General features: G+C 68.3%; 23 protein-coding genes. 20 read left to right on the top strand and 3 right to left on the bottom strand.

The genetic code is table 11. The features are described 5' to 3' along the window. The 14 genes from ABZ863_RS01010 (at position 1) to ABZ863_RS00945 (ending at position 17337) form a co-directional block, all read left to right on the top strand. Positions 1 to 1344, top strand: a complete 1344-nt coding sequence (locus ABZ863_RS01010) for an NADH-quinone oxidoreductase subunit D (protein WP_358529398.1) — start codon at positions 1 to 3, stop codon at positions 1342 to 1344. Then, entirely contained in the window at positions 1341 to 2081 is a 741-nt protein-coding gene (gene nuoE, locus ABZ863_RS01005; RefSeq protein WP_358529395.1) for an NADH-quinone oxidoreductase subunit NuoE, read from the top strand. Before ABZ863_RS01010 ends, nuoE begins: the two co-directional genes overlap by 4 nt. Then, entirely contained in the window at positions 2078 to 3397 is a 1320-nt protein-coding gene (gene nuoF / locus ABZ863_RS01000; protein WP_358529392.1) for an NADH-quinone oxidoreductase subunit NuoF, read from the top strand. Before nuoE ends, nuoF begins: the two co-directional genes overlap by 4 nt. After that, positions 3394 to 5907 carry an NADH-quinone oxidoreductase subunit G gene (locus ABZ863_RS00995; RefSeq protein ID WP_358529389.1) on the top strand — a complete coding sequence of 838 codons (2514 nt, stop codon included), beginning with the start codon at positions 3394 to 3396 and terminating at the stop codon, positions 5905 to 5907. The genes nuoF and ABZ863_RS00995 overlap by 4 nt, the downstream gene beginning before the upstream one ends. 38 nt (positions 5908 to 5945) lie before the next feature. Further along, positions 5946 to 7259, top strand: coding sequence for an NADH-quinone oxidoreductase subunit NuoH (nuoH, locus tag ABZ863_RS00990; protein WP_358530448.1), 1314 nt, complete (start codon positions 5946 to 5948; stop codon positions 7257 to 7259). 57 nt (positions 7260 to 7316) lie between these two features. Continuing rightward, on the top strand, positions 7317 to 7982 hold the full coding sequence (gene nuoI / locus ABZ863_RS00985) for an NADH-quinone oxidoreductase subunit NuoI (RefSeq protein WP_358530445.1): 666 nt from the start codon (positions 7317 to 7319) through the stop codon (positions 7980 to 7982). Beyond that, a complete protein-coding gene (locus ABZ863_RS00980; protein ID WP_358529388.1) occupies positions 7979 to 8827 on the top strand; it encodes an NADH-quinone oxidoreductase subunit J in 849 nt (282 codons plus the stop codon). Before nuoI ends, ABZ863_RS00980 begins: the two co-directional genes overlap by 4 nt. Further along, entirely contained in the window at positions 8824 to 9123 is a 300-nt protein-coding gene (nuoK, locus tag ABZ863_RS00975) for an NADH-quinone oxidoreductase subunit NuoK (protein WP_358529385.1), read from the top strand. Before ABZ863_RS00980 ends, nuoK begins: the two co-directional genes overlap by 4 nt. Positions 9124 to 9185: 62 nt before the next feature. Then, a complete protein-coding gene (nuoL, locus tag ABZ863_RS00970; RefSeq protein ID WP_358529382.1) occupies positions 9186 to 11084 on the top strand; it encodes an NADH-quinone oxidoreductase subunit L in 1899 nt (632 codons plus the stop codon). Then, on the top strand, positions 11081 to 12685 hold the full coding sequence (locus ABZ863_RS00965) for an NADH-quinone oxidoreductase subunit M (RefSeq protein WP_358529379.1): 1605 nt from the start codon (positions 11081 to 11083) through the stop codon (positions 12683 to 12685). Before nuoL ends, ABZ863_RS00965 begins: the two co-directional genes overlap by 4 nt. 11 nt (positions 12686 to 12696) lie before the next feature. Further along, positions 12697 to 14265: an NADH-quinone oxidoreductase subunit NuoN gene (gene nuoN / locus ABZ863_RS00960; RefSeq protein ID WP_358530442.1), complete on the top strand. Its 1569-nt coding sequence runs from the start codon at positions 12697 to 12699 to the stop codon at positions 14263 to 14265. Between the two features lie 203 nt (positions 14266 to 14468). After that, positions 14469 to 15065 (top strand): cadmium resistance transporter, encoded by a 597-nt coding sequence (locus ABZ863_RS00955; protein WP_358529376.1) that lies wholly within the window; start codon positions 14469 to 14471, stop codon positions 15063 to 15065. Positions 15066 to 15205: 140 nt separating this feature from the next. Then, positions 15206 to 16225, top strand: a complete 1020-nt coding sequence (locus ABZ863_RS00950; RefSeq protein WP_358529373.1) for a polyprenyl synthetase family protein — start codon at positions 15206 to 15208, stop codon at positions 16223 to 16225. 17 nt (positions 16226 to 16242) lie between these two features. Next, positions 16243 to 17337 carry a hypothetical protein gene (locus ABZ863_RS00945; RefSeq protein ID WP_358529371.1) on the top strand — a complete coding sequence of 365 codons (1095 nt, stop codon included), beginning with the start codon at positions 16243 to 16245 and terminating at the stop codon, positions 17335 to 17337. 19 nt (positions 17338 to 17356) lie between these two features. Here ABZ863_RS00945 and ABZ863_RS00940 read toward each other — a convergent pair whose 3' ends face one another. The 3 genes from ABZ863_RS00940 to ABZ863_RS00930 all read right to left on the bottom strand — a co-directional run bounded on the left by ABZ863_RS00940 (position 17357) and on the right by ABZ863_RS00930 (position 20932). After that, positions 17357 to 18424 (bottom strand): 2-oxoacid:ferredoxin oxidoreductase subunit beta, encoded by a 1068-nt coding sequence (locus ABZ863_RS00940; RefSeq protein WP_358529368.1) that lies wholly within the window; start codon positions 18422 to 18424, stop codon positions 17357 to 17359. After that, a complete protein-coding gene (locus tag ABZ863_RS00935; RefSeq protein ID WP_358529366.1) occupies positions 18421 to 20331 on the bottom strand; it encodes a 2-oxoacid:acceptor oxidoreductase subunit alpha in 1911 nt (636 codons plus the stop codon). The genes ABZ863_RS00940 and ABZ863_RS00935 overlap by 4 nt, the downstream gene beginning before the upstream one ends. A gap of 154 nt (positions 20332 to 20485) precedes the next feature. Then, positions 20486 to 20932 (bottom strand): Lrp/AsnC family transcriptional regulator, encoded by a 447-nt coding sequence (locus ABZ863_RS00930; protein ID WP_358529363.1) that lies wholly within the window; start codon positions 20930 to 20932, stop codon positions 20486 to 20488. A 73-nt stretch (positions 20933 to 21005) separates the two neighbouring features. Between ABZ863_RS00930 and ddaH the strand changes: the two genes are divergently transcribed. The 6 genes from ddaH to ABZ863_RS00900 all read left to right on the top strand — a co-directional run bounded on the left by ddaH (position 21006) and on the right by ABZ863_RS00900 (position 26974). Next, entirely contained in the window at positions 21006 to 21854 is an 849-nt protein-coding gene (ddaH, locus tag ABZ863_RS00925) for a dimethylargininase (protein WP_358529360.1), read from the top strand. 149 nt (positions 21855 to 22003) lie between these two features. Continuing rightward, positions 22004 to 23239 carry a class I SAM-dependent methyltransferase gene (locus tag ABZ863_RS00920; RefSeq protein ID WP_358529357.1) on the top strand — a complete coding sequence of 412 codons (1236 nt, stop codon included), beginning with the start codon at positions 22004 to 22006 and terminating at the stop codon, positions 23237 to 23239. Next, complete coding sequence (locus ABZ863_RS00915) at positions 23236 to 24033, top strand: sugar phosphate nucleotidyltransferase (RefSeq protein WP_358529354.1); 798 nt, start codon at positions 23236 to 23238, stop codon at positions 24031 to 24033. The genes ABZ863_RS00920 and ABZ863_RS00915 overlap by 4 nt, the downstream gene beginning before the upstream one ends. After that, positions 24030 to 24677, top strand: coding sequence for a PIG-L deacetylase family protein (locus ABZ863_RS00910; RefSeq protein ID WP_358530439.1), 648 nt, complete (start codon positions 24030 to 24032; stop codon positions 24675 to 24677). Before ABZ863_RS00915 ends, ABZ863_RS00910 begins: the two co-directional genes overlap by 4 nt. A gap of 3 nt (positions 24678 to 24680) precedes the next feature. After that, complete coding sequence (locus tag ABZ863_RS00905; protein WP_358529352.1) at positions 24681 to 25706, top strand: SDR family oxidoreductase; 1026 nt, start codon at positions 24681 to 24683, stop codon at positions 25704 to 25706. Beyond that, positions 25703 to 26974, top strand: coding sequence for a DUF4910 domain-containing protein (locus ABZ863_RS00900; RefSeq protein ID WP_358529351.1), 1272 nt, complete (start codon positions 25703 to 25705; stop codon positions 26972 to 26974). Before ABZ863_RS00905 ends, ABZ863_RS00900 begins: the two co-directional genes overlap by 4 nt. Positions 26975 to 26984 lie beyond the last annotated feature (10 nt).

The following is a 26984-nucleotide window of genomic DNA, read 5'->3' as shown; positions in this document are numbered from 1 at the left end:
ATGAACTCTGCGAGCGATCACGTAGCCGACACCACGGCCGATTCCTACGCCGAGCACCGGGACACCACCGAGGGCCGGGTCTACACGGTCAGCGGCGGTGACTGGGAAGACGTCCTCTCCGACGCGACGCACGACGAGCGCATGGTCATCAACATGGGCCCGCAGCACCCGTCGACGCACGGCGTGCTCCGGCTCGTGCTGGAGATGGAGGGCGAGACCGTCACGCAGCTGCGCTCGGTCATCGGCTACCTGCACACCGGGATCGAGAAGAACTGCGAGTACCGGACCTGGACCCAGGGCGTCACGTTCGTGACGCGCATGGACTACCTCGCGCCGCTGTCCAACGAGATGGGCTACTGCCTCGCGGTGGAGAAGCTGCTAGGCATCGAGGCGCCGCGGCGGGCGCAGCTGCTGCGCGTGTTGCTGCTGGAGCTCAACCGCATCGGCTCCCACCTGGTCTACATCGCCACCGGTGGCATGGAGCTCGGCGCGATCACCGCGATGACGCTCGGGTTCCGTGAGCGCGAGGAGGTACTGCACCTGCTCGAACATCTCACCGGCCTGCGGATGAACCACGCGTTCATCCGGCCGGGCGGGCTCGCGCAGGACATGCCCGAGGACTTCCACGAGGCCGTCACCAGCTTCTGCGAGGTGATGGACGAGCGGCTTCCGTTGTACGACAAGCTGTTCACCGGTCAGCCGATCTGGCGCAACCGGCTCAAGGGTGTGGGTTACCTGCCCGTCGACGCCTGCCTCGCGCTCGGTGTCACCGGGCCGGTGCTGCGCTCGGCCGGTCTGCCATGGGATCTGCGGAAGGTGGAACCGTACTCCTGCTACGAGGAGTTCGAGTTCGACGTGCCGACCTCGACAGAGGCGGACTGCTGGGCGCGTTACCTGATCCGGGTCGAGGAGATGCACCAGTCCCTGCGGATCATCCGGCAGGTGCTGAAGAAGCTCGAACCAGGCCCGGTCATGGTCGAGGACAAGAAGATCGCGTGGCCTGCGCAGCTGTCGGTGTCCAGTGACGGCATGGGTAACTCGCTCGAGCACGTCCGCAAGATCATGGGCCAGTCGATGGAATCGCTGATCCATCACTTCAAGCTGGTGACCGAGGGCTTCCGGGTTCCGGCGGGGCAGGTGTACGTGCCGGTGGAGTCGCCGCGCGGCGAGCTCGGCTACCACCTGGTCTCCGACGGTGGTACCAAGCCACTGCGGGTGCACGTACGCGAACCGAGTTTCGTGAACCTGCAGTCCATGCCAGCGATGTCGGAAGGCGGGCTCGTCGCCGACGTGATCGCCGCCATCGCGTCGATCGACCCGGTGATGGGGGGAGTTGACCGGTGACCACCGCACAGAACAACCCAGCACAGCACGACGTGTTCGGCCCGGACGTCGAGGCCAAGGCCAAGCAGCTCATCGACCGCTACCCTCAGGCACGGTCGGCGCTGCTGCCGATGCTGCACCTGGTGCAGTCGGTGCAGGGCCACGTCAGCCAGGAGGGCGTTGCGTTCTGCGCCGAGCAGCTCGACCTGTCCGAAGCAGAGGTCAGCGCCGTCGTCACGTTCTACACGATGTACAAGCGCAAGCCGTGCGGCGAGCACCTGGTGAGCGTGTGCACCAACACGCTGTGCGCGGCCCTCGGCGGTGACGCGATCTACGCGAAGCTCTCCGAACACCTCGGCGCCGGGCACGAGGAGGTCGCAGGCGAAGCGGGTGAGCCCGGCTCGATCATGCTGGAACACGCCGAATGCCTCGCCGCCTGCGACCTTGCGCCGGTGCTGCAGGTCAACTACGAGTACTACGACAACCAGACACCCGAGACCGCGGTCGAGCTGGTGGATTCGTTGCGGCGCGGGGAAAGGCCGTCGCCGTCGCGCGGGGCGCCGCTGACCGACTTCAAGTCCGTCGAGCTGCAGCTCGCCGGGTTCTTCCCGGAAGACGACGAGGCCTTCCGGATCGATGTCGACGGTCCCTCGCAGGCCGTGGAGACGTTGCGGGGCGCGCAGCTGGCCGCCGAGCGCGCCTGGACGGCGCCGGCGATGCCCGAGGACGTACCGCTGCCGGATCTGGAGGCGAAATGAGTGCGGACCCGCTGACCCCGGTCCTGACCAAGCGGTGGCTCTCGCCGCAGTCATGGCGACTGTCCACATACGAGAAGCTCGAGGGCTACACGGCGCTGCGCAAGGCACTCGCCGGCACGCCCGAGCAGCTCGTGCAGCTGGTCAAGGACTCCGGCCTGCGCGGTCGCGGCGGTGCGGGCTTCCCGGCAGGCGTCAAGTGGTCGTTCATGCCGCCCAACGAGGACAAGCCCCACTACGTGGTGATCAACGCCGACGAGGGCGAACCGGGTACGTGCAAGGACATCCCGCTGATGATGGCCGACCCGCACTCGCTCATCGAGGGCTGCGTCATCGCCTCCTACGCGATGCGCTCGCACCACTGCTTCATCTACGTGCGTGGTGAGGCACTGCACCCGTTCCGCAGGCTGAACGCCGCGGTGCGCGAGGCGTACCAGGCCGGCTACCTCGGCAGGGACATCATCGGTTCGGGTTTCGACCTCGACATCACCGTGCACGCGGGCGCGGGCGCCTACATCTGCGGTGAGGAGACGGCGCTGCTCGACTCGCTGGAGGGCCGTCGCGGCCAGCCACGGCTCAAGCCGCCGTTCCCCGCGGCCGCGGGACTCTACGCCGCGCCGACGACGGTCAACAACGTCGAGACCATCGCGAGCGTGCCCTACGTCATCAACGGCGGAGCCGACTGGTTCCGCCAGATGGGCCGCGAGAAGTCGCCGGGACCGAAGATCTACTCGATCTCCGGGCACGTCGAGCGACCAGGGCAGTACGAGGCGCCGCTCGGTACGACACTGCGTGAGCTGCTGGAGCTGTGCGGCGGGATGAAGGACGGTATCCCGCTGAAGTTCTGGACGCCGGGCGGCTCGTCGACCCCGCTGTTCACCACCGAGCACCTCGATGTGCCGCTGGACTTCGAGGGCGCCGCCGAGGCCGGTTCCATGCTCGGGACGACAGCCGTCCAGGTCTTCAACGAGACCGTGTCCGTGCCGTGGGCGGTGATGAAGTGGACCAAGTTCTACGAGCACGAGTCCTGCGGCAAGTGCACGCCGTGCCGCGAGGGCACCTACTGGCTCGCCCAGATCCTGGAGCGGATGGTCGACGGTCGCGGCACCGAGGAGGACATCGACACCCTCCTCGACGTCTGCGACAACATCCTCGGCCGGTCGTTCTGCGCGCTCGGCGACGGCGCGGTCAGCCCGATCACCAGCGGTATCAAGTACTTCCGGGACGAGTTCCTGGCGCTGTGTGAGAGCAACAAGCGCGCAGTATCTTCCGGGGCCGCGCCCCAGACCCCGCAAATGGTGGGAGCTCAGGCATCATGACGATCGCACCCGGCCGGCCGGAGACCCAGGACACCCCGGTGCCCGAGGGCTACGTGAAGCTGACCATCGACGGTGAGGAGGTCATCGCCCCCAAGGGCGAGCTGCTCATCCGCACCGCCGAACGCCTCGGCACCGTCATCCCCCGGTTCTGCGACCATCCGCTGCTCGACCCGGCGGGTGCGTGCCGGCAGTGCCTGGTGGAGGTGGAGCTGGGCGGCAGGCCCATGCCGAAGCCGCAGGCCTCCTGCACGATGACCGTCGCCGACGGCATGGTCGTCAAGACACAGCGCACCTCGCCGGTCGCCGACAAGGCACAGCAGGGTGTCATGGAACTGCTGCTGATCAACCACCCGCTCGACTGCCCGATCTGTGACAAGGGCGGTGAGTGCCCGCTGCAGAACCAGGCGATGGCACACGGCAGGGCGGAATCCCGCTTCCACGACACCAAACGCACGTTCCCCAAACCGCTGCCGATCTCGACCCAGGTGCTGCTGGACCGCGAGCGGTGCGTGCTGTGCCAGCGCTGCACCCGCTTCTCGGCGCAGATCGCGGGCGACCCGTTCATCGAGCTGCTCGAGCGCGGTGCGCACCAGCAGATCGGCACCGCCGAAACCGCAGAGCTTTACGACCAGGCCTCGCACACGTCCTCGGGCAAACCGTTCCAGAGCTACTTCTCCGGCAACACCATCCAGATCTGCCCTGTGGGCGCGCTGACCAGTGCGCAGTACCGGTTCCGTTCGCGGCCGTTCGACCTGGTGTCCTCGCAGAGTGTGTGCGAGCACTGCTCGTCCGGCTGCGCCGAGCGCACCGACTTCCGGCGTGGCTCGGTGATGCGCAGGCTCGCAGGCGAGGACCCCGAGGTCAACGAGGAGTGGATCTGCGACAAGGGCCGCTTCGCGTTCCGCTACGCCACCGCCGCCGACCGGATCCGCACACCGCTGGTGCGTGACCGGGAGACCGGCGAGCTGGTGGAGGCGCCGTGGACGCAGGCGCTCAGCGTGGCCGCCGAGGGCCTGGCGAAGGCCCGCGACGGCCGGGGTGTCGGCGTGCTGCCCGGCGGCAGGCTCACCGTCGAGGACGCCTACGCCTACAGCAAGTTCGCCCGCGTCGCACTACGCACGCACGACATCGACTTCCGGGCCCGCGCGCATTCGGCGGAGGAGCTGGACTTCCTCGCCGCGCGAGTCGTCAACACCACCCCTGATGACGGGGTCACCTTCCGCCAGCTGGAGCACGCGCCGGTGGTGCTGTGCGTGGTGCTGGAACCGGAGGAGGAGGCGCCTGCCGTCTTCCTGCGGTTGCGCAAGGGCGCTCGCAAGTACGGCACCAAGGTGGTCCACATCGGACAGTGGACGACCCCCGCGGTGCAGAAGACGTTCGGTGAGCTGCTCGCGTGTGTACCCGGCGGCGAGGCCGGGGCGATCGAGGGCATCGCTCAGCACGCACCGGATCTCGACGAGCGGCTCCGTACCGAGGGCGCGGTCGTGCTGGTGGGCGAGCGGGCCGCCGAGGTGCCGGGCCTGTTCTCCGCGCTGCACCGGTTGTCCGAGCGCACCGGGGCCCGGCTGGCGTGGATCCCGCGCCGGGCCGGTGAGCGAGGAGCGCTGGAGGCCGGGGCGCTGCCTGCCCTGCTGCCGTTCGGGCGGGCGGTCGTCGATGCTGCGGCACGGACCGAGGTCGAGCACGCGTGGGGACTGCCGGAGGGCGCGCTGCCGGCCGAGCCTGGTCGGGACACCACCGGCATGCTGAACGCGCTGGTGACGCGGGACCTGGACGGTCTGCTGGTCGGCGGCGTCGACCCCGACGACCTGCCGGACCCGCAGCTGGCGCGCAAGGCGCTCGCCGCGGCGACCTTCGTGGTGAGCCTCGAACTGCGGCCCAGCGCGGTGACCGAGTACGCCGACGTGGTGCTGCCGATCGCGCCGGTCGACGAGAAGACGGGCAGCTACCTCAACTGGGAAGGCCGCCGCCGCGAGTTCCCGGTGACGCTGGAGGGAACCGGCGCGCTGCCCGACTGCCGGGTGCTCGACACCCTCGGCGTCGAAATGGACGCCGACCTCTTCACCCAAACCCCCGCCGCAGCGGCCGGCGACCTCGCGCAATTGGCCCCCAAGGCCACCATAGTTGCGCTCAACGCAACCAAGGTGGCCTTGGGGGCTGCTCCTCCGGACGTACCGCACGCGGCAGCGGCGACACCGGGTGCGGGGCAGGCGGTGCTGGCGACCTGGCGGCAGTTGCTCGACGACGGTTCGCTGCAGGTGGACGAGCCGCACCTCGCCGGGACCGCGCGGCCGGTGGTGGCCAGAATGTCCGCCGCCACCGCGGCTGGGCTGGACGGGCGCGTGACGGTGTCCACCGCTCGCGGTGCCATCACGTTGCCGGTCGAGGTCGCCGACCTGCCGGACGGTGTGGTGTGGCTGCCGGGCAACTCCGCGGGCTCGAAGGTCCGCGCCAGTCTCGGTGCCGGGCATGGCGCCATCGTCTCGATCGCGGCTGGAGGTGAACAGTGACCTCGCTGACCCCACTGCTCGCTCAGGCACAGGAACCCATGACCAGGGCCGAGCTGCTCGCGGACGACCCGCTGTGGCTGATCCTGCTCAAGGCCGTCGTGCTCATGCTCATCGGCCCGATCATGACCGTCGGCCTGATCCTGGCCGACCGCAAGATCATCGGCCGGATGCAGAACCGGCCGGGGCCCAACCGGGTCGGCCCTTACGGCATGCTGCAGTCCATTGCGGACGCGATCAAGCTGCCGTTCAAGGAGCAGGTGATCCCGGATACCGCCGACCGCAAGGTGTACTTCCTGGCGCCGGTGATCGCCGTGGTGCCCGCTCTGATCGGCCTCGCCGCGATCCCGTTCGGGCCGGAGGTTTCGATCTTCGGCGAGCGGACCGTGCTGCAGCTGGTCGAACTGCCCGTTGGCGTGCTGCTCGTCCTCGCGGGTGCGTCGATCGGCGTGTTCGGCATCGTGCTGGCCGGCTGGTCGTCCGGTTCGCCGTACCCGCTGCTTGGCGGCATGCGCTCGGCCGCGCAGGTGATCTCCTACGAGATCGCGATGGGCCTTTCGATCGTCGGCGTCGCGCTGTACGCCCAGTCGCTGGCCACCGGCCAGATCGTCGACGCCCAGCGCAGCGGCTGGTACTTCTACCTGCTGCTGCCGAGCTTCGTCATCTACGTGATCTCGATGGTCGGCGAGACCAACCGGGCACCGTTCGACCTGCCGGAAGCCGAATCCGAGCTCGTCGGCGGCTTCCACACCGAGTACAACTCGATGAAGTTCGCGATGTTCTTCCTCGCCGAGTACACCAACATGGTCATCGTCTCGGCGTTCGCGACCACGCTGTTCCTCGGTGGCTGGATGGCGCCATGGCCGCTGTCGGCGATCGGTGGCGGTGTGCTCAACACCGGCTGGTGGCCGGTGCTGTGGTTCTTCGGCAAGATGTTCATCCTGCTGTTCGGCTTCATCTGGCTGCGCGCCACGCTGCCGCGCTTCCGCTACGACCAGTTCATGAAGCTGGGCTGGAAGGTCCTGGTGCCGGCGGCGCTCGGCTGGCTCGTGCTCATCGCCGCGGTGCGCGCCATCCGCAACCAGGGCAACGTGTCCACCGGGCAGATCCTGGTGATCGGTGGGATCGCCATCGTGGTGATCGTGCTGCTGTCGCTGCTGCTGCCGGAGCGCCGGGTTCCCGACGAGGACTCGGTGCCGATCACCGGCGGCGGGTACCCGGTGCCGCCGCTGGATCTGAAGGTGCCGGAGACAACGCCGCGCCGGAAGGCACTCAAGGCCAAGGCGAAGTCCGCCACGAAGCGAACCGCCGCGCTCACCTCGGCGAAGGAGGGTTCCGACGATGGGAATGTTTGATCGGAGCGCGTCGAACACGGCGTACCCTCCGGCGAGCGCGGCCGGCGCGGCGCCTCGCTGCGTTGTCGGCAAACCCGAGTACGACCCGGTACGAGGGCTCGCCTCCGCCTTGCGCAAGCAAGGGCCCCGCGCCAATCCACGCTCGCTGATCGGAGGAACGCCATGTTCGACGCGCTGAAGGGCTTTGGCGTCACCTTCGGGATGATGTTCAAGAAGGTGGCCACCGAGGAGTATCCGGAGATCGGCGCGCCCGCTGCTCCGCGTTACCACGGCAGGCACCAGCTCAACCGGCACCCCGACGGGCTCGAGAAGTGCGTCGGGTGCGAGCTGTGCGCGTGGGCCTGCCCGGCCGACGCCATCTTCGTGGAGGGTGGCGACAACACCGAGGATGCCCGCTACTCGCCGGGTGAGCGCTACGGCAAGGACTACCAGATCAACTACCTGCGCTGCATCGGCTGCGGGCTGTGTGTCGAGGCCTGCCCGACGCGGTCGCTGACCATGATCAACTTTTACGAGCTGGCCGATGACGACCGGCAGAAGCTGATCTACACCAAGGAGGACCTGCTCGCCCCGCTGCTGCCGGGGATGGAGCAGCCACCGCACCCGATGCGGCTCGGTGACGACGAGCAGGACTACTACGTCAAGGGCCCCGAACTGGCCCGCAACCGCGGCGTCCCGCAAGGGGAGACCGTGGAAACGTCCGAAGAGAAGGCCATGCAATGACCGCGCTGTTCCTCGCCCAGGCCGGTGCCCAGGCGACCGTCTCCACCGGGGAGGCCGTCGCGTTCTGGGTCCTCGGACCGCTCGCGGTCGCCGGCGCGCTGGGCATGATCTTCGCGCGCAACGCGGTGCACTCCGCGCTGTGGCTCGTGCTCACCATGCTCTCGCTGGGCATGCTCTACCTCGTCCAGCAGGCACCGTTCCTCGGCTTCACCCAGATCATCGTCTACACCGGCGCGATCATGATGCTGTTCCTGTTCGTGCTCATGCTGGTGGGGCGGGAGTCCTCGGACTCGGTGGTCGAGGTGCTGCGTGGTCAGCGATTGGCCGCCGCCGTGCTCGGCATCGGCGTCGCCGGTGTGCTCGCGGGTGCGCTCACCCGCGCGATCGCCCAGGTCACGCCCGCGCAGCCGCTCGACCCGTGGTCGGCGCAGGGCGGCGGTGCCGGTGGACTCGGCCGGTTGATCTTCAGCGACTTCCTGTTCCCGTTCGAGCTCACCTCGGCCCTGCTCATCACCGCCGCGATGGGCGCGATGGTGCTCGCGTTCACCGAGCGGCACGCCAAGGGCGGCAAGCGTTCGCAGAAGGAGCTCGTCATCGCCCGGTTCCGCGGTGAGTACGAGCGGCCCTCGCCCAAGCCGGGGCCCGGCGTGTTCGCCACATCCAACTCGGTGGCGACGCCCGCGCTGCTGCCCGATGGCTCGGTGGCGCCGGAGTCGCTGTCCGAGCTCATCGAGTCCACCTCGGCGGCGCAGTTCTCGACGGAGCGCAAGCAGGTGTCGGGTGACGACCCGAAGCCGGACGCGCATGCGCTCGTCGGCCCCGAGAAGGAAGGGGAGAGCGAATGACACCGACCTACTACCTGCTGCTCTCCGCGCTGCTGTTCACGATCGGCGCGGTCGGTGTGCTCGTGCGGCGCAACGCGATCGTGGTGTTCATGTGCATCGAGCTGATGCTCAACGCCGTGAACCTGACGCTCGTGACGTTCGCCCGCATCAACGGCTCCGTCGACGGCCAGGTGATGGCGTTCTTCGTGATGGTCGTCGCCGCCGCCGAGGTGGTTGTCGGGCTCGCGATCATCATGTCGATCTTCCGTGCCCGGCGTTCGGCCTCGGTCGACGACACGAACCTGCTGAAGTACTAGGGGGCCGGCCGCTTCCGACCATCACCCCCTGCGGAGACGCTTCGCGTCGTTGAGAGGATTTTATGATCGCATCATCGTGGCTGCTGGTCGCGTTCCCCGCGCTCGGCGCGCTCGTCCTGCTGGCCGGCGGCCGGCGGACCGACACCTGGGGGCACCTGCTCGGGTGCGCGACGGTGATCGCGTCCTTCGTGTACGGCCTGGTGCTGTTCTTCGGCAACTCCTTCGCCGAGGCCACCGACACCACGCTGTACTCGTGGATTCCCGTCGACGCGTTGCAGGTGGAGTTCGGCCTGCGCATCGACGCCCTTTCGATCGTCTTCGTGCTGCTGATCACCGGTGTCGGCGCGCTGATCCACCTCTACTCGATCGGCTACATGGCCGAGGACGCGAACCGGCGCCGGTTCTTCGGGTACCTCAACCTGTTCGTCGCCTCGATGCTGATCCTGGTGCTCGGCAACAGCTTCGTGACGCTGTACCTCGGCTGGGAGGGCGTCGGCCTCGCCTCGTACCTGCTGATCGGCTGGTACCAGGACCGTCCGGCGGCGGCCACCGCGGCCAAGAAGGCGTTCCTGATGAACCGGGTCGGCGACGTCGGCCTCGCGCTCGCGATCTTCCTCATGTTCAAGTACATCGGCAGCACCTCCTTCGAGCAGGTGTTCGCAGGCATCGGCGACGTCTCGCCAGCCGTGGTCACCGCGATCGCGTTGCTGCTGTTGCTCGGCGCTTGCGGTAAGTCCGGTCAGTTCCCGCTGCAGGCGTGGTTGCCCGACGCGATGGAGGGGCCGACGCCGGTGTCGGCCCTCATCCACGCCGCCACAATGGTCACCGCGGGCGTGTACCTGATCGCGCGCTCCGCACCGATCTACAACCTCACCCCGGACGGCAGGCTCGTCGTCACCATCATCGGTGCGTTCACGCTGCTGCTCGGGGCGATCATCGGGTGCGCCTACGACGACATCAAGAAGGTGCTCGCCTACTCGACCGTGAGCCAGATCGGCTACATGATGCTCGCGGTGGGGCTCGGCCCGTTCGGCTACGCGCTGGGCATCGCGCACCTGCTGGCGCACGGCTTCTTCAAGGCAGGGCTGTTCCTCGGAGCCGGGTCGGTCATGCACGCCATGAACGACGAGGTCGACATGCGCAAGTTCGGTGGGCTGCGAAAGGCGATGCCGATCACCTTCGTGACTTTCGGCCTCGGCTATCTCGCGATCATCGGCTTCCCGTTCCTGTCCGGCTTCTACACCAAGGACGCCATCATCGAAGCCGCGTTCGGTCAGGAGGGCTGGCGTGGCTGGGTGTTCGGCGGTTCGGCGCTGCTGGCCGCCGGGATCACCGGCTTCTACATGACGAGGGTCATGCTGCTGACGTTCTTCGGAAAGCAACGCTGGAAGGAGACGAAGTCGGCGGACGGCCGGGAGTTCCATCCGCACGAGGCGCCGCCCGTGATGACCGCGCCGATGATCGTGCTGGCGATCGGTTCCGTCGGCGCTGGCGCGCTGCTGATCATCGGTAACAACCTCGCCGACTTCCTTGCGCCCTCGGTGGGTGTGCTGGAGGAGAGTACGCACGGCGTAGTGCCGCACGCGCTCGTCCCATGGCTGACGGTGCTGCTGTCCGCACTCGGCGCGCTGCTGGCGTGGCGGCTGTTCGCCTTGCGGGACACCGCGATCGAGCGGCCGCAGGACGTGTCCTGGCCGGTGCGAGCCGCGCGCAAGGACCTGTACGGCAACGCGCTCAACGAGGCGCTGGTCGCCACTCCGGGCCTGTGGCTCACCCGGTTCGCGGTGTTCCTCGACAACCGCGGCGTTGACGGTGCGGTGAACGGGCTGGCCGCCGCACTAGGCGGCGGTTCAGGGCGAATGCGGAGACTGCAGACCGGCTTCGTCCGCTCCTACGCGTTGTCGATGCTCGGTGGCTCGTTCCTGATCGTCGCAGCACTGCTTCTGGTGAGGTTCTCATGACCTGGCTACTCGCGCTCATCCTGCTGCCGATCGTCGGCGCACTTCTCGTCGCGGGCCTGCGAGCCAACGACCGCACGGCGACGCTTGCCGCCCTTGCGGTGTCCATAGTGGAGCTGCTACTGATCATTCCACTGTGGCTGGCCTACGATCCGTCTGGCGAGCGGATCCAGCAGGCGTCCTCAATGGAGTGGATCCCGGCCTTCGGTATCCACGTCTCGTTCGGCATCGACGGCATCGCACTCATCATGATCGCCGTGATCGCGCTGCTCGTGCCGATCGTGATCGGCGCGATGAACTCCACCGGCAAGCTGCCGCAGGGCCGCACCGCGGGTGGCTTCCTGTCGCTGATCCTGCTGCAGGAGGCACTGACGATCGCGGTGTTCGCCGCCACCGACGTGTTCCTGTTCTACGTGCTGTTCGAGATCATGCTGATCCCGATGTACTTCCTGATCGGCGGCTACGGCGGAGCCAACCGGCAGTACGCGGCGGTCAAGTTCTTCCTGTACTCGTTCCTCGGTGGGCTCCTCATGCTCGCCTCGGCGATCGGCGCCTACTCGCTGGCCGCCGACCGGCTGGGCCAGGGCACGTTCGACTGGGCCACGCTGGTGACGGTGGTGCGAGAGGCGCCGGCGAGCACGCAGATCTGGCTCTTCCTCGGTTTCTTCCTCGCCTTCGCGATCAAGGCGCCGCTCGTGCCGTTCCACACCTGGCTGCCGGACGCGGCAGGACAGGCGCCCATCGGCGTCACCGTGCTGCTGGTGGGCGTGCTCGACAAGGTCGGCACCTTCGGGTTCCTGCGGTACTGCCTGCCGATGTTCCCCGAGGCCAGCAGGCAGCTCGCGCCGCTGGTGCTCGTGCTCGCCGTCGTGGGCATCATCTACGGCTCGATCCTGGCGGCGGGCCAGCGAGACATGAAACGCTTCGTCGCCTACGTCTCCATCGCCCACTTCGGCTTCATCGCGCTCGGCATCTTCGCGTTCACGCCGCAGGCGGTGGCCGGCTCGGCGACCTACATGCTCAACCACAGCATCGCCACCGGCATGCTCATACTGGTGGTCGGCATCGTCGCCGCGCGCGGGGGTTCGACCCGGATCGCCGACTACGGCGGCATGTTCAAGGTGACCCCGATCCTCGGCGGCATGCTGCTCATCGCAGGGCTGTCCACGCTGTCGTTGCCGGGCACGAACTCGTTCATCAGTGAGTTCCTGGTGCTGCTTGGTGCCTTCGAGACGCGGCCGGCGTACGCCATCGTCGCCACGATCGGCATGGTGCTCGCCGCCGCGTACGTGCTGTGGCTGTACCAGCGCATCATGACCGGTCCCGTGCGTGGAGATGCATTGGTCGGGGTTTGGGACAACACAGCGGCGCGGAGCGCCTCCGTGGCGGGTGGCGGTGGGAGCCAGGTGGGCGGTGGCCCGGGCACTGCCGCGGCCCCCGAGATTGGGGCCAAGAAGGCCATCCGTGATCTGTCCAAGAAGGAGATCGCGGTGCTCGCACCGCTGGTCGTCCTGATCGTCGTGCTCGGGTTCTATCCGAAGCCGGTGCTCGACACGGTCACACCGTCGGTGAACGCGACAGTCGCAGCGGTGCAGGAAAGGTAGTTCCAGCCGTGATGAATGTTCTTCTCGCTCAGCAGGCGGATCGGATCGCGACTCCGGCGATCGACTACGCCGCGATCCTGCCGATGTTGATCATCCTCGGCGCCGCGTGTGTGGGGGTGCTGTTCGAGGCATTCCTGCCCAAGCACCAGCGGTGGCCGGGGCAGGTCACGCTGAGCCTGCTCGCGCTCGCGGCCGCCGGTGTCGCACTCGTCGCCTACGCCGGGGACTCGCCTGCGCGTGGCGTCACCACGCTCAGCGGCACGATCTCCGTCGACCGGCCCGCGCTGTTCCTGTGGGGCACGTTGCTGGCGCTGGCGCTGGGCGCGCTGCTGCTGATCGCGGACCGCTCGGTGGAGCCCGGCGGTGCTTTCGTGGCGCAGGCCGGTATCGCGCCGGGCACGGTGCAGGACCGCGCGCAGGTCGGCTCCACCGGAATGCAGACAGAGGTGTTCCCGCTGGCGCTGTTCGCGCTCGGCGGCATGATGGCGTTCTGCGCGGCCAACGACCTGCTGACGATGTTCGTGGCGCTCGAAGTGCTCAGCCTGCCGCTGTACCTGATGTGCGGACTGGCGCGCAGGCGTCGGCTGCTCTCGCAGGAGGCGGCGGTCAAGTACTTCCTGCTCGGCGCGTTCGCCAGCGCGTTCTTCCTGTACGGGCTGGCGCTGCTGTACGGCTATGCCGGTTCGGTGCGCCTCGCCGACATCGCCAACGCCGCGGCCGGTACGGACCGCTCGGACACGCTGCTGTTCGCGGGGCTGGGGCTGCTGATGGTCGGGCTGCTGTTCAAGGGTTCCGTCGGCCCGTTCCACACCTGGACCCCCGACGTCTACCAGGGTGCGCCGACACCGGTCACCGCGTTCATGGCTGCCTGCACGAAGGTCGCGGCGTTCGGCGGCATGCTGCGCGTGCTGACGGTGGCGTTCGAGTCAACGAGCTGGGAATGGCGCGGGGTTCTGTGGGGCGTCGCGATCGTCTCGATGTTGATCGGCGCGGTGCTGGGACTGACGCAGACCGACGTCAAGCGCATGATCGCGTACTCGTCGATCGCGCATGCCGGTTTCCTGTTGGTCGGCACCATGGCGCTGACCGAGGCCGGGCTCTCCGGCACGCTGTTCTACCTGCTGGCGTACGGCTTCACGACGCTTGCCGCGTTCGGCGTCATCTCGCTGGTTCGTGACTCGTCGGGGGAGGCCACGCATCTGTCGGCCTGGGCGGGGCTGGCGAAACGCTCGCCGTTGCTTGCGGCCGTGTTCACCTTCCTGCTGCTTGCTCTCGCGGGTATCCCGTTGACGAGCGGGTTCGTGGGCAAGTTCGTGGTGTTCTCGGCGGCGCTGTCTGACGGTATGGCACCGCTGGTGGTGATCGCACTCGTGTTCAGTGCCGTGGCGGCGTTCTTCTACCTGCGGGTGGTCGTGCTGATGTACTTCTCCGAACCGGCGCCGGACGGGCCGACCGTCAGCGTGCCGGGTGCGTTCACGACCGCCGCCATCACGCTGGGCGTGGTGGTGACGCTGCTGCTCGGTGTGCTGCCGAGTTTCGCGCTCAACTGGGCGGGCGCTGGCGGCTTCGCGCTCAGCTGAGGCTTTGCGGGGGCGACCCCCGCACCCCCACGGTGCGAGCTCCTCACGTTGGCGGGCGTGGTTGCGGTGTGTGGTGACCAGCGGTGCACTGTTGTCGCGCGGGCAGGCTCTCAGTCGAGCGTGGTACGGGCCGCGGCGAGCCGCGTTGCCAGCTGCCCTGGTTCGCCGGGAAACACGGTGACGTGGCCGTCGGCGGTTCGAGCATGAGCTTCAGCGTCATCGGCCAGGCCGTGGGCCTGTTCGTCGTCACCAACATCGACGACATCCTGGTTCTGGCCCTGTTCTTCGCCAAGGGCGCTGGGCGCCGCAGCGCGACCCGCACCATCGCGATCGGCCAGTACCTCGGCTTCACGATCATCCTGGCCGTCGCGGCCGCGGCGGCGTTCGGCGCGACGTTCCTGCCCGCGAGTGTCATCCCCTACCTCGGCCTTCTGCCTCTGGCACTGGGAGTCAAGGGCGCCGTCCAAGCGTGGCACCACCGCAACGACGCCGACGAGGAGAGGGCCGCCAAGGATGGCGGACCGAAGATCCTCGAGGTCGCCGCGGTCACCTTCGCCAATGGCGGCGACAACATCGGCGTCTACGTGCCCGTCTTCGTCACCGCCGGCCTCGCCGGCATGACCGTCTACGTGGTCGTGTTCCTCGTCGTGCTCGCCGCGTGGATCGTGGCCGGCCGGTATGTCGCCACCCGCCCCGCCATTGCCACAGCGCTCGCGCGCTGGGGACACATCCTCCTGCCGGTCGTGCTGATCGGCATCGGGCTGACCATCCTCATCGAGGGCGGCGCCTTCGGCCTGTAGAACCGCGCCATGCGCAAGCGCTTGCGGGACGGTTGTCGTCAGCATCACGGATGCGCTGGTCCGGAGGGTGATCGGGTGCTTGGCCACAGCCATTAGGCTGGTAGCGACCGTGACCCAGTGCCGAGAGGGCGGAACCCGACGTGTCAGTGCGTGATGGCGCCATCGAGGAGTTGCGCGCTGCAGTCGGCCTGCAGATCGCGGACGAGGAGCTGCTGCGTGAGCTCGTCGGCGGGCTCCATGACGTCGAGGAAGTGCTCCGCGAGGTCGTGCACAGTGATGTCCAGGCCGTCAAGGAGGCGGCCCGGCACCTGGTCGACGCCGGTGGCAAACGCTTTCGCCCCTTGTTCACGCTCTTGGCGGCCCAGTTCGGTAACGGAGGACGCGAGGCGGTGATCACGGCCGCCGCCTCGGTGGAGCTCGTGCACCTCGCGACGCTCTACCACGACGACGTCATGGACGAGGCCACGATGCGGCGGGGCGCGCAGAGCGCGAACGCCCGCTGGGACAACAGCATCGCCATCCTCACCGGTGACTTCCTCTTCGCGCACGCCTCCCGGCTGGTCGCGGACCTTGGCACCGATGCTGCGCGGATCATCGCCGAGACCTTCGGCGAGCTGGTGACCGGCCAGCTGCGTGAGACGGTCGGCCCTGGCCCCGGTGAGGACCCCGTCGAGCACTACCTGTCCGTCATCGCGCAGAAGACCGGCTCACTGATCGCCACGGCCGGCCGCTTCGGCGGCATGCTGTCCGATGCTCCTCAGGAGTACGTCCACTCGCTGCGCCGCTTCGGCGAGATCGTCGGTACGGCGTTCCAGCTCTCCGACGACATCATCGACATCGACTCACCGTCCCATGAGCTCGGCAAGTCGCAGGGCACTGACCTGCGTGAGGGCATCCGGACCCTGCCGATGCTCTATGCCCTCGCCGACGATGAGTCCGACCCCCGCCTCGTCGAGCTGCTCGCCGGTCCGCTGGACGACGACGCTCTGATCGACGAGGCTCTCGGCCTGCTGCGCAACTCACGTGGTCTCGAGCGCGCACGGGTCACCCTTTCCGATTACGCTCAGCGCGCGAGGACGGAGCTGGCGGCGCTGCCGCCCTCTCCGGCGCGGGACGCCTGCGAGTCGGTTGCCGACTACCTCGTCGCACGCACCCACTAAGGGGAGGACAGCGCGGGATGTCCATTTTCGGGCAGGTCTGGGTGTTCAGCGCGATCGCGTTCGTGCTGGGCGCTTTCCTGGCCTGGCTCTTCCTGGTCCGGCCGGCCCAACGCCGCATCCGTGAGCTCGAGCGCAGACTCGCGGCCAGAGAGGCCACGCCCATGGCCACGCGCGTGGCCGCGCCGGTTCCGCGTGTGGCAGCCGCGCCCACCGAGCCGGACGAGCCGGTGGCGCCCATGCCGTCCACCCGGCAGTTCCAGGCGGCCGAGCCGGAGCCGGCCGAGCTGACGCGGCAGCTGAGCCCGGTGACGGACTGGCCGGAACGGGACAGCCTCCAGGGCACGCCGTCGCGGCATGCCGAGCCGGATGCTGCCGAGGAGGAGAAGGACGACTTCCACCTCGCCGACCAGCCGTGGGACCTGGAGCCCGAGCGTCAGGACGTGACCTCGGTACTCGACCCGGACGACTCGATGCGCAGCGAGCCCTATGGGGAAGCCACACAGCACATCGAGGCGCAGCCGGAACCCGCGCCGGAGCGACCGGAAACCCTGCGTGGTCCAAGCCTGTTCGAGCCGGTGCCCTATGACGCCGACGAGGAGCCGGACCCGGAACCGCGGGACGCCGAGCTGCCCGACGACACCCCGCCCGTCTACGCGTTCAGTGACCCCGATGCGGTGCCCGAACCGGAAGAGGCGATCGAGCAGACGCAGGTGTTGCCGAAGCGGCAGCGGCGCAAGCCGCCGCTGGGTGGCTTCGAGCCGCCGCGACCGATCCAGCCGTCGATACGTCCGGTGGCGCGGCGCGACCCCGAGCCGGAAGGCAGCGGCCTCAGCGGCTCACTGTTCGAGCCCTCCGTCGCGCCGGGTGGCGCTCCGCCTGCCCGGGAGCTGACGCCGTCAGACGGCGAGCTTCCGGCCGGACCGTTCGGCCCTGGCTCGGCCATGCCGTTGCCTGGCGGTGGCCGGCCGGCGGAGGAGTTCGTGGTGAAGGCCAGCGTCACGGCCCTGCGTTACTGCACCGAGGACTCGTCGCAGTTCCCGCGCATGGTCGCCGAGGTGTGGTTCCGCACCCCAGCAGATGCCGAGCGTGTCGGCTTCCGCCCACTCAGCTAAAAGGGAAAACCAGCCAGAATCAGGCTACGGTCCAGGTGTCCTTGCCGGTCAGCAGGGCTTGCAGGTCCGGGGCCTTTGCGGCGGCTGCCTGTTCGACCTGGGCACGGGCCTGGTCGTCGTAGGTGGGACGGCTGACCTGGCGGAAGATGCCGGTCGGCGTGTGGTTGAGGTGCTGGTCGCCGAGGCGGGACAGCGCGAAAGCGTAGGCGGTGTCGGTGATGGCCGGGTCGTGGACGATGAGGTTGTCCTCGCCGATCTCGGAGACCTTGGCGATCTCCAGGCCGCCCCAGCCGCTGGCGGTGACGCCGTACTCGCCGTCGGGGCCGAACCGGATCGGCGCGCCCGGCTTGAGCGGGATGATCCGTTGCGCGGCTTCGTCGGAGTCCTTGAGCACGTCGAAGGCGCCGTCGTTGAAGATAGGGCAGTTCTGGTAGATCTCCACCAGTGCCGAGCCGCGGTGCTCGGCGGCGGCGGTGAGGACCTCGGTGAGGCCCTTGCGGTCGGAGTCCAGCGCGCGGCCGACGAAGGACGCCTCGGCGCCCAGCGCCAGCGAGATCGGGTTGAACGGGGTGTCCAGCGAGCCCATCGGAGTGGACTTGGTGACCATGCCCTGGTCGGACGTCGGCGAGTACTGGCCCTTGGTGAGGCCGTAGATCCGGTTGTTGAACAGCAGGATCTTGAGGTTGACGTTGCGGCGCAGCGCGTGAATGAGATGGTTGCCGCCGATGGAAAGAGCATCCCCGTCACCGGTGACCACCCACACCGACAGGTCCGCCCGTGCGGTGGCGAGGCCGGTCGCGATGGCCGGGGCGCGGCCGTGGATGGAGTGCATCCCGTAGGTGTTCATGTAGTACGGGAAGCGGCTGGAGCAGCCGATGCCGGAGACGAACACGATGTTCTCGCGCTTGAGCCCCAGCGTCGGCAGGAACGACTGGATGGTGTTCAGCACGACGTAGTCGCCGCAGCCGGGGCACCAGCGCACTTCCTGGTCGGACTTGTAGTCCTTGGCTTTCTGCGGCTCGTCGGTGGTCGGCACCAGGTCCAGCCCGCCGCCGAGGCGGGGCAGACCCAGATCTGTAGCGGTCACGAGCCCACGACCTCCTTGATGATGTCGGTGAAGACGCCTTCGAGCTCTTCGGCTTTGAACGGTAGCCCGGCGACCTTGGTGTAGGAGCGCACGTCCACGAGGTACTTGGCGCGCAGCAGCATCGCCAGCTGGCCGAGGTTCATCTCTGGTACGACCACTGTGTCGTACGCGGCCAGCAGGGCACCCAGGTTCTTGGGGAACGGGTTGAGGTTGCGCAGGTGCGCCTGCGCGATGGGCACACCCTTGTTACGGACCCGGCGGCAGGCGGCGCCGATGGGCCCGTAGGAGGAGCCCCAGCCCAGCGCGAGCACGCGGGCCTGGCCACCACTGGGGTCGTCGACCACCAGGTCGGGCACGTCGATGCCGTCGATCTTGGCCTGCCGGAGGCGGACCATGTGGTCGTGGTTGTCGGGGTCGTAGGAGATGTTGCCCTTGCCGTCGGCCTTCTCCAGACCGCCGATGCGGTGTTGCAGGCCGGGTGTGCCGGGCAGCGCCCACTCACGGGCCAGCGTCTCGGGGTCGCGCACGTAGGGCCAGTGCTCGCCGGAGCCGTCGGTCGCGTTGGGTTCGATGGCGAACTCCACCGACAGGTCGGGCAGCGACTCGACGTCGGGGATCAGCCAGGGTTCGGAGCCGTTGGCGATCGCGCCGTCGGAGAGCAGCAGCACCGGTGTGCGGTAGGTCAACGCGATGCGGGTCGCCTCCAGCGCGGCGTCGAAGCAGTCGGCCGGTGAGCAGGGCGCGATGATCGGCACCGGGGATTCGCTGTTGCGGCCGAACATCGCCTGCAGCAGGTCGGCCTGTTCGGTTTTGGTGGGCAGGCCCGTGGAGGGGCCGCCGCGCTGCACGTCGATCACCAAGAGCGGCAGCTCGGTCATCACGCCGAGACCGATGGTCTCGCTCTTGAGCGCGATACCGGGCCCTGAGGTGGAGGTGACACCGAGCGCGCCGCCGTAGGAGGCGCCCAGCGCGGCCCCGATACCGGCGATCTCGTCCTCGGCCTGGAACGTGGTGATGCCGAAGTTCTTGTGCTTGGACAGCTCGTGCAGGATGTCCGAGGCCGGGGTGATCGGGTAGGTGCCCAGCAGCACCGGCAACCCGGAACGCTGCCCGGCCGCCACAATGCCGTAGGCCAGGGCGGTGTTACCGGTGATCTGGCGGTAGGTGCCCTCGGGCAGCTTGGCCGGGGCCACCTGGAACGTGGTGCCGAACGCCTCGGTGGTCTCCCCGTAGTTCCAGCCCGCGCGGAAGGCCAGGATGTTGGCCTCGGCGATCTGCGGCTTCTTGGCGAACTTCTCCCGCAGGAACGCCTCGGTGCCCTCGGTGGGCCGGTGGTACATCCACGACAGCAGGCCGAGAGCGAACATGTTCTTGCACCGCTCGGCGTCCTTCTTGCCGAGACCGGTGTCGGCAAGCGCGCCCTGGGTCAGCGTGGACATCGCCACCCGGTGCACCTCGAAGGCCGACAACGAATCGTCGGCGAGCGGGTCGGCCCCGTAGCCCACCTTGGTCAGGTTGCGCTTGGTGAACTCGTCGGTGTTGACGATCAGCGTCCCACCATGCGGAACGTCGGCCAGGTTCGCCTTCAGTGCGGCCGGGTTCATCGCGACCAGCACGTCGGGCCGGTCGCCGGGGGTGAGGATGTCGTAGTCGGCGAAATGCACCTGGAAACTGGAGACACCCGGGATGGTGCCCTGTGGTGCCCGGATCTCCGCCGGGAAGTTGGGCAGCGTCGCCAAGTCGTTGCCGAAGGCGGCGGCCTCAGAGGTGAACCGATCACCGGTCAGCTGCATGCCATCGCCGGAGTCACCGGCAAACCGGATCACGACTCGATCGAGCTGACTGACCTCCGTCGGTCGCGTCGCCGACAGCGCACCTGTGCCGCTGCCGTTCGCACTCGTGCTCATGGGCCAGCGAATCCCTCTCTCGCGATCTCGGCGCCTTGGCGCGTACAGCGCTCAATACTTCGAGATTACTTGTTGTTTTCCGGCGCCGTGCGGGGGTGTGATCCGGCGCACCCGCGACCGCAGGTAGCGACCAGGCCCTTCCCAGTTTCTGGGATCAGCTGTCCGGCGTCGGGGGCCGTTCGAGCAACGTGGAGAGCACCACCGTCGACACTGTCCGGTCGATGATCTCCAGCCCGCGAAGGCGTTCCAGTGCGGATTCCAGATGATGGATGTCGGCTGCGCGCAGGTGCACGATCGCATCGGCCGCTCCGGACACAGTGTAGGCGGCGACCACTTCGGTCAGCGGTTCCAGATGTGCCCTGATGCGCGCGGGCGACACGTTGCCCTGGCAGTGCACCTCGACGAACGCCTCGGTGCCCCAGCCGAGCGCCTCCGGATCGACGACGGCCGTGAACCCGCGCAGCACCCCCGTGGCGAGCAGACGATCGACCCGGCGCTTGACCGCGGGTGCCGACAGGCCGACCACCTTGCCGATCTCCGCGTAGCTCGACCGCGCGTTGGTCACCAGGCAGGAAACGATTCGCTGATCCAGCGTGTTCATACGCAATGTTTAGCACGTACAGAAGCAAGTAACATCGATTGATTGCGCAAACGGTGGGCAATACATTCGATGTATGACGGACGCCGCCACGCTGCCCGCACGTGTTCCGACGCCCCGGCACTACCTCATGTGCCCGCCGCGGTACTTCGCCGTGGAGTACGCCATCAATCCGTGGATGGACCCGAGCCGTCCGGTCGACGCCGAGCGCGCGCTCGACCAGTGGGCGCGGCTGCGCGACGCATTCCGGGGGCTCGGGCACACCGTGGAGGAGGTGGAGCCGCAGCCGGGGCTGCCGGACATGGTGTTCGCCGCCAACTCGGCGACCGTGATCGATGGCCGGGTGCTCGGCGCCCGGTTCCGCGCCCCGCAGCGTGCCGCCGAGGCCGAGCACTTCCGCCGGTGGTTCGTCGAGCACGGCTACCGCGACATCACGATGCCGCGGCAGATCAACGAGGCCGAGGGTGACCTCGCCTGGACCGGCAGGCTGCTGCTGGCGGGCACGGGTTTCCGTACGGACCCCGGTGCCCACGCCGAGGCGCAGGAGGCGCTCGGTGTGCCCGTGGTGTCGCTGCGGCTGGTCGATCCGCGGTACTACCACCTGGACACGGCGCTGTTCGTGCTGAGCGAGGCGACCGATACCGCACCCGCACAGATCGCGTACTACCCGGAGGCCTTCTCGCGTGGTTCGCAACGGGTGCTGGCACGGCTGTTCCCCGGCGCGGTGCTGGCCGATGCGGCCGACGCGGAGTGCTTCGGGCTGAACGCGGTGTCCGACGGCCGCAATGTCGTGCTTCCCGTCGAGGCGACCGCGCTCGCCGGCCGGCTGGCCGAACGCGGGTACCAACCGGTGTTCGTGGACATCTCGGAGCTGCGGAAGGCGGGCGGTGGCCCGAAGTGCTGCACGTGCGAGATTCGTAAGTAGCCAACAACAATTCCGCTTATCAGGAAACGTCTGAACCAACTAGATCTCGTTTGGGAATCGGCTCGTGGCTGTGCGGGAAAAGGGTGTAACGACCATCCAGTGCGGAGCGAATCAGGCTTTGCACGAGCACCCGGCCAAGGAGCCCCTCGATGACAACATGCCGACTGTGCGGCTCCGTGAGCATGGCAGGTGTTGTGGATCTCGGCGCGACGCCGCCCTGCGAGCGGTTCCTGACGCAGGAGCAGCTCGATGAACCCGAGATCACGTACCCACTCCACTTGCGAGTCTGCACGCAGTGCTGGCTCGCGCAGATTCCGCCGCTGATCACCCCTGAGGACACTTTTACCGAGTACGCGTATTTCTCCTCCTACTCCCAGTCCTGGGTGGACCATGCCCGGCGGTTCGTGCACGACGCCGCTGGCCGTCTCGGCCTCGGCGAGGACTCCTTCGTGGTCGAGGTCGCCAGCAACGACGGGTACCTGTTGCAACACGCGGTGTCACGATCCATCCGATGCCTGGGAATCGAACCTTCGGTGAACGTCGGGCATGCGGCGCGCGCCGCCGGCGTCCCCACGCTGACCGCGTTTCTCAGCCCGGAGACCGGTGCCGCGGTGCGCGAGGAACACGGGCCGGCGGACCTCGTGGTGGCCAACAACGTCTACGCGCACATCCCTGACATCGTCGGTTTCACGCACGGGCTGCGCGCTTTGGTCGCCGATGACGGCTGGGTCTCGATCGAGGTGCAGCACCTGCTGACACTGATCGAGCAGGTCCAGTACGACACGGTCTATCACGAGCATTTCCAGTACTACACGGTGGAATCCGCGCGCCGCGCACTCGCGACCGGCGGTCTGTCCGTTGTGGACGTCGAGGTACTGCCGACGCACGGCGGGTCCATCCGGTTGTGGGCGCGGCCCACCGCCGTGGCCGGTGAGCCGAGCCGGCGCATGGTGGACGTGCTGACGACCGAGAAGGCAGCCGGTCTGCACGAGCTGTCCGGCTACACCGAGTTCGCCGCGCGGGTGGATCGCGTGCGGCTCGACGTACTCCGCTTTCTCACCGACGCGTCCATGCGCGGTAAGGCCGTGGTCGGCTACGGTGCGCCCGGCAAGGGAAACACGTTGCTCAACCACTGCGGCATCCGGCCCGATCTTTTGCCGTACACAGTGGATCGCAACCCCTACAAGCACGGCAGGTACACCCCGGGCACGCGCATCCCGGTCCTGCCGACAGGCCAGATCGCACTCGACCGTCCCGATTTCGTTTTCGTGCTCCCGTGGAATCTGCGGGACGAGCTCACGAAGCAATTGTCCTTTGTCGGGGAATGGGGCGGCAAGCTCGTGTTCCCGATCCCGCAGCTGGAAATCGTCGAGGTGACTACATGAAGGTCGTCCTTTTCTGCGGCGGGTACGGCATGCGCATGCGCGGCGGAACGGACGCCGATGTGCCCAAGCCGATGCAACTGGTCGGCCCGCGCCCGCTGATCTGGCATGTCATGCGCTACTACGCGCACTTCGGGCACACCGACTTCATCCTGTGCCTCGGCTACGGTGCCCACCACATCAAGGACTTCTTCCTGCACTACGAGGAAACCACCTCCAACGACTTCGTTCTGCGGGGCGGCAAGGCCGAGCTGCTGTCCACCGACATCTCGGACTGGTCGATCACCTTCGTGCAGACCGGTCTCGAGTCGGCCATCGGTGAGCGGCTGCGGCGGGTTCGGCAGCACCTCGACGGCGACGAGATGTTCCTTGCCAACTACGCGGATGTGCTCACCGACGCCCCGCTGCCGGAGATGATCGAGCGGTTCGCCGCCTCCGATGCGGGGGCGTCGATGATGGTCGTGCCGCCGCAGTCGTCGTTCCACTGTGTCGAGTTGGGCGAGGGCGGCCGGGTCGGCGCGATCACCGCGGTCAGCGAGATGCCACTGTGGGAGAACGGCGGGTACTTCGTGCTGCGTCAGGAGATCTTCGACCACATACCGGAAGGCGGCGACCTGGTGACCGACGGCTGCGGCGAGCTCGCCAAGCGGGGCAGGTTGCTGGCCTACCCCTACCGCGGGTTCTGGAAGCCGACGGACACCGTGAAGGAGCGGGCCGCGCTCGACGAGGCCTACGCCCGAGGCGAACGACCCTGGGCGCTGTGGGAGAACGACCGAGCGGTCGCGAGGACCGCGTGATCCGCCTGCTTCCGGACCACCTGGCGCGGGTGGTCGTTCTCGGCGCGCACTGCGACGACATCGCAATTGGCGCGGGTGCCACGCTGCTCACCCTCTGCACTGCCCGGCCCGGCGTTCGGGTGGACGCGCTGGTGCTCAGCGGCGGCGGCACCGAACGCGAGAACGAGGAACGGGCCGCGCTCGCCTCGTTCTGCCGCGGCGCGGACCTGGAGCTGACTGTGCTCAAGATCCCCGACGGGCGGTTCCCCGCGCATTGGGACGAGGCGAAGTCGGCGCTGGAGGACCTGCGTGCCCGCACCGATCCGGATCTGGTGCTGGCACCGCGAACCGGTGACGCGCACCAGGACCATCGCGGCCTCGCCACACTCGTCCCGACCGTCTTCCGGGACCACCTCACACTCGGCTACGAGATCGTGAAGTGGGACGGCGACCTCGGCAGCCCGGCGGTCTACCAGCCGCTGTCACCCGAACTCGCCGAGGCCAAGGTGCGGCTGCTGCAGCAGCACTACCCGTCGCAGCGGCACCGTCCCTGGTACGACCGGGAAGCTTTTCTCGGGCTGGCACGGATCCGCGGCATCGAATGCCACGCGCGGTACGCGGAGGCCTTCTACACAACGAAGCTGACTCTTGGGCTGGAGGGCTGAAACATGCGGGTGTTGCTGACCGGGCACCTCGGCTACCTCGGCACCGTCATGGCGCCGGTCCTCGCCGCCGAGGGGCACGAGGTGGTCGGGCTCGACTCTGGGCTCTTCGCCGGTTGCGTGCTGGGCCCGGCGCCGGCTGACCCGGCAGGGCATCTCGTTGACCTGCGCGACATCGGCCCCGAGCAGGTGTCCGGTGTGGACGCGGTGATCCACCTGGCGGCGCTGTCCAACGATCCGCTCGGAGCGCTCGCGCCCGAGCTGACCCACGACATCAACCACCGCGCGGCAGTCCGGCTCGCCGAACTGGCCAAGGACGCGGGAGTGCGCCGCTTCCTCTACGCCTCGACCTGCTCGGTCTACGGCGCGTCCGGGGACGCCGGGCTGGTCGACGAGGACGCGCCGCTGCGACCGGTAACGCCGTACGCGGAGTCGAAGGTCCGTGTCGAGGAGGATGTGCACGCGCTGGCGGACGGCGACTTCACGCCCGTGTTCCTGCGCAACGCCACCGCCTTCGGCTTCTCGCCGCGGTTGCGGGCCGACATCGTGCTGAACAACCTGGTCGGCCACGCCGTGCTCACGGGCGAGGTGCTGGTGGTCTCCGACGGCACGCCGTGGCGCCCGCTCGTGCACGCCCGCGACATCGCGCACGCCTTCGCGGCGGCACTCGTCGCGCCACGCGAGGCAGTGCACGCCAAGGCGTTCAACATCGGCACCGAGCGCAACAACGTCACGGTCGCGCAGATCGCCGAGCAGGTGGTGGAGGCCGTACCGGGAGCCCGGTTGCGGATCACCGGTGAGGCCGGTGCCGACCCGCGTTCCTACCGCGTCGACTTCTCCCGTTTCCGTGCGGCCGTGCCCGGCTTCGACTGCAGCTGGTCCGTCAAGGACGGTGCCGTGGAGTTGGTCGAGGCCTACCAGCGATACGGGCTGACCGGTGACGACTTCGCAGAGCGCTTCACCCGGCTCGCCTGGCTGCGCGACCGGATGGGCTCCCACGCCGTCGACGACACCCTCCGGCGCCGCTCATGACCGTCGGCGCCGAGATGCACGCGCTCGTCGAGCGGATGTACCCGTTGTGCCGCAGCATCACCGGTAACGGTGTGCGCCGGACACTGGAGATCGTCGGTGAGTACCTGCCACTGTGGACACACGAGGTGCCCACGGGCACACAGGTCCTCGACTGGACGGTGCCGCGGGAATGGAACATCGCCGGCGCGCACATCACCGGGCCCGATGGGGCACGGGTGGTGGACTTCGCCGACTCGAACCTCCACGTCGTGAGTTACAGCGTGCCGGTGTCGGCCACGATGAGCCTCGCCGAGCTGCGCGAGCACCTGCACACACTGCCCGAACAACCGTCGCTGATCCCGTACCGGACGAGCTACTACGCGCCCGACTGGGGTTTCTGCCTTGCGCACGAGACGCTCGACGCGTTGCCGGAAGGGCAGTACACAGTGCACATCGACTCCACAGTGGAGGATGGTCACCTGACCTACGCCGAGTACGTCGTGCCCGGCGCCGTCACCGACGAGGTCATCGTGTCCTGTCACGTGTGCCACCCTTCGCTGGCCAACGACAACCTGGCCGGGATCGCGGTCGCCACATTCCTCGCCCGCGAGCTGGCCGAACGCAGCCCGTACTACACCTACCGGTTCCTGTTCGTGCCGGGCACGATCGGCTCGATCACCTGGCTCGCACGCAATGCCGAACGGATCAACCGGATCAAGCACGGCCTCGTGCTGGCCTGCGCGGGCGATTCGGGACCGTTGACGTACAAGCGGAGCAGGCGTGGTGACGCCGGGATCGACCGGGTCATGCGGTACGTGCTGGAAGAATCCGGACGCGAGCACAGCATTGTGGACTTCTCGCCCTACGGCTACGACGAACGGCAGTTCTGCTCGCCCGGGTTCAACCTCGGCGTCGGCTGCCTGACCAGGACGCCGTATGCGGCCTATCCCGAATACCACACCTCGGCCGACAACCCCGGGTTCGTCTCGCCGGACGCGCTGGCGGACACGCTGGCCACCTGCCGTGAGGCCTTCGCCGTGCTGGATCGCAACCGCCGCTACGTCAACACCAGCCCGTACGGCGAACCGCAGCTCGGCAGGCGCGGGCTGTACGACTCACTCGGCGGGCGCAGCGACGCCAAGCAGGCACAGCTGGCGCTGTTGTGGGTACTCAACCTCTCCGATGGCGACCACACCCTGCTGGACGTGGCCGAACGGTCGGGCCTGCCCTTCGACGCCGTCGCCGCGGCGGCGCAGGCGTTGCTCGGCGCCGGGCTGCTGAAGGAGTGAGGACCGTGGC

The organism is Saccharomonospora sp. NPDC046836 (assembly GCF_040645195.1).
Lineage (GTDB): Bacteria > Actinomycetota > Actinomycetes > Mycobacteriales > Pseudonocardiaceae > Prauserella_A.
This window is presented reverse-complemented; position numbering and strand designations above follow the sequence as displayed.